The 3,470-nt window shown below is 40.2% G+C and carries 3 protein-coding genes; all 3 read right to left on the bottom strand.

Annotated features, from left to right (window positions below):
- On the bottom strand, positions 1 to 900 hold a 900-nt coding region (locus tag V7659_RS25775), incomplete at its 3' end, for a sensor histidine kinase (RefSeq protein WP_335542956.1).
- Entirely contained in the window at positions 897 to 1,571 is a 675-nt protein-coding gene (locus tag V7659_RS25770; protein WP_335542955.1) for a response regulator transcription factor, read from the bottom strand. The genes V7659_RS25770 and V7659_RS25775, both read right to left, overlap by 4 nt.
- A 23-nt stretch (positions 1,572 to 1,594) precedes the next feature.
- Positions 1,595 to 3,343 carry an ABC transporter ATP-binding protein gene (locus V7659_RS25765; RefSeq protein WP_335542954.1) on the bottom strand — a complete coding sequence of 583 codons (1,749 nt, stop codon included), beginning with the start codon at positions 3,341 to 3,343 and terminating at the stop codon, positions 1,595 to 1,597.
- Positions 3,344 to 3,470 lie beyond the last annotated feature (127 nt).

The raw sequence follows: 3,470 nt of genomic DNA, 5'->3' as shown, positions 1-3,470 counted from the left end.
GGCTTTGTAGAATCGTTCAAACACATGGATCTGGTCTTTTTTCGAGATCCCAATCCCCGTATCAGATATTTTCACGACTGTTTTGTCATCCACCTTTTTGAGCTCAACACGAATCATTCCCTGATTCGGAGTAAATTTAATACTATTGTGAAATAGATTGGTCCAAACCTGACTCATTAAATCCTCATCCGCGATGATGGCGGCCTTCTCCATAGAAACATCCAATTCCAGTTCCTTTTCTAGCCAAAGCGGTTCACAGGCTAAAATAATCGTTCGAATTTGCTGATCTAATCGATAGCTATGCCGATCAAAAGGGTGATGCTTAGATTCTAACGAAGTTAATTTCAAGAGATTATCACTTAATTTAGAGAGCCTTCTACTTTCCGTTTCAATGATACTGAGGTAATGGTTTCTCTCTTCATTTGTTAGCTGGTCGTATTGAAGGGCTTGAGCAAAACCTATAATTGACGTTAACGGTGATTGAATTTCATGAGAGACATTTGAAATAAACTCCTGCCGCATCTCTTCCAACTGTTTTAATTGCTTAGCCATATGATTGATATGGTCAATCAGTTTGGTAAATTGATTTTCTCTCCCAACCTTTAAATCCAGGTATACATTAAAATCACCTTTTGCAATTCTGCTTAAGGCATCAAGTACTTCATGAAAGAGAGTGTGACGCCTTTTGTTCGTCAATAAACTAATAAGAAACCCCACAAGCGCCATCGTTAATAAACTACTGACCACCTCTGCCATATGACGAAGGTAATCGGATGTCTGAAGATGGAAAAGGTGATAGATTCCTGAGACGATGAAATAACCTGCCGAGAAGCCCAGCGAAACAAATACAATAAAAAAAACAATCACAAATAAATGCTGAAAAAAACGTTTGGCCTTCATGGTTTTACCTCGAAACGGTAGCCTAATCCTCGAATCGTCTGAATTCGAAACGGGTATTCCTCCTCCGAAAAACGCTCTCTTAACCTTTTAATATGCACATCGACCGTTCGTTCGTCTCCTTCATAGTTGTAGCCCCAAATATCTTCAATCAGTACCTCTCTTGAAAATGTTTTTCCAGGGTAGCTCGCTAATTTAAACAACAGTTCAAATTCTTTCAACGGAATGGTAATTTCCTTATTCTTAAAGGAAATTTCATGTGTTCTCCGATTCAGCATAAATTCTTCAATTGTTATCGTTTGTGAGACCGTTATTTTATAACGTTTTAACACGGCTTTGACTCGGGCCGTTAATTCGGCTGGATCAAAAGGTTTCACAAGGTAATCATCGGCCCCAAGATCAAATCCTTTTACCTTTTGGGAGGTTTCCCCTTTGGCGGTCAACATTAGAATTGGCATATCACTGAACTCCCGGATCTCCCGGCATAAATCCCAGCCATCCATAATCGGCATCATAATATCAATAATCACGATATCGATTTTTACTTTTTCCATCAACTCTAACGCCTTCAACCCATCTGATGCTTCGTACAGTTCGAATCCCTCTTTTTTCAAAAAAAGAAGCACAAGCTCGCGAATATTAGCGTCATCGTCGACAATTAATAATTTTGTCATCGCTCATCTTCCCTTTCCACTTATTAAGCAAGTTCGTTGATTCGTAATTGCTGTTCGGCAAATTCCCGATATAAGGAGTGTGTTTGGACTAGTTGTTCATGCGTGCCGCTGCCGGTTATTTTCCCCTTATCTAAAAAGATAATTTGATCAGAGTCAATAACGGTCGACAAACGATGTGCAATCACGAGTGTGGTTCGTCCCTTCATTAAATTCTGTAATGCTTGTTGGACTACTTGTTCCGATTTGCTATCGAGACTAGAGGTTGCTTCATCTAACATCAATAGTTTCGGGTCCCTTAGAAAGGCACGAGCAATCGCAATTCTTTGCCGTTGACCACCCGATAATTTGATCCCTCTTTCGCCCACTTCGGTTTCATAACCATTCGGGAGTTCAGTAATAAATTGATCGGCATAGGCCATTTTCGCAACCCTTCTTAAATCATCCTCGTTTACTGGTTTATCCATTCCGTAACAAATATTATCGCGAATGGTTCCTGCAACAATCGGACTTTCCTGTGATACATAACCAATTTGGCTTCTCCAAGAAAACAGTGAGAATTCATTTATTGGCTCCTCCCCAAGGCGAATGATTCCTTGCTGTGGTTGATAATACCGCTCCAATAATGAAAACAGTGTCGTTTTCCCGCTGCCACTTGGACCAACTATTGCGGTTACCTTGCCTGCCTCTACGGAAAAACTGATATTATTTAGTACGGATTCCCCATTATTATATGAATAATGCAGCTGCTCCACCGTTATAGGTTGATTCATATTTTGGACATCCCGCTTGGAATCATCTTGTTCCTCATTCATATCAATAATGGCGATAATTCGCTCGGTCGCACCGGTTGCCTTTTGAAATTGGGTAAAGAAGGCAGCTAATTGTCCCATCGGCATGACGATTTGAAAAAGATACATGATAAATGCAACTAAATCACCTGCCATTAATGCACCTGAAGATACCCTCATTCCACCGAATCCTAGAATGACGACTAGTAATACCATGATTACTAAACCAATCAATGGAGAAATCAGTGCTTGAATTTTTGCCTCTTTCAACCCATATTGAAACAACTTCGTAATTCCGTTTTTACCATTCTTATATTCGATTTCCTCCGCATTCGAAGCTTTGACTAGGCGTATCTCGGATAATACTTGCTGGATGACGGAGGTAAACTGTGCTGTTTCAGTTTGCATCCCTTTGGACACCTGATGCATCCTTCGACCAAGTGTCATTAAAATGACTGCTGCAAGCGGCAGGGCAATAAACATTAACAAAGCCATTTTCCAATCCAATAGCAGTAAGACAATAATCGAGCCAATGATGGAAATGGTCCCTGATAGAAAGTTGGCGAGATGGTCGGTAATTAATCCTTTTACCACTGCTGTATCATTCGTCATTCGGCTAACCGTTTCTCCTGTTTGATTTTCATCATAGAACGGTATTGGTAAGACGAGCAGCTTCTTCCATAAACGGTCTCGAATCCCGGCCACAACCGATTGGCCGATATGATTTAATAAATAGATGGATATCCCGCTCACAACGGCTTGAATGATGAGTGCGGAAACTAGAAGAATGATTCTTCCTGTGCTTAACGAGCTAAGAGAAAAATCATTGATAAGATTTTTGGTGAACAATGGGACAAACAGCCCCACCAAGGTGGTTCCTACACTTAATAAAAGAGCGACACCCAAAAGCAATCTAGAAGGTTTGGTTTGCTGAACCAATCGAATAAACTGGCGCCATCCCTTTTCGTCCTTTACATCTGACATATTTCTTTACATCCCCTCTATCGATCACTTACATCCTAAATTCGTTCACTATTACAAACTAAAGTATACAAAAATTATATGAATTGAATATGAACATTCAATATAAAAAGGTGTCAGGCACCACTCG

The sequence above is a fragment of the Neobacillus drentensis genome (assembly GCF_036966985.1).
GTDB lineage: Bacteria > Bacillota > Bacilli > Bacillales > Cytobacillaceae > Neobacillus > Neobacillus drentensis_E.
The sequence above is the reverse complement of the archived record's forward strand: the minus strand, read 5'-3'. Positions and strand labels throughout refer to the sequence as shown.

Bases quoted from the DNA above. Each gene is read 5' to 3' on its own strand.
- V7659_RS25765 (WP_335542954.1), bottom strand. From the start codon at position 3,343: ATGTCAGATGTAAAGGACGAAAAGGGATGGCGCCAGTTTATTCGATTG.
- V7659_RS25770 (WP_335542955.1), bottom strand. From the start codon at position 1,571: ATGACAAAATTATTAATTGTCGACGATGACGCTAATATTCGCGAGCTT.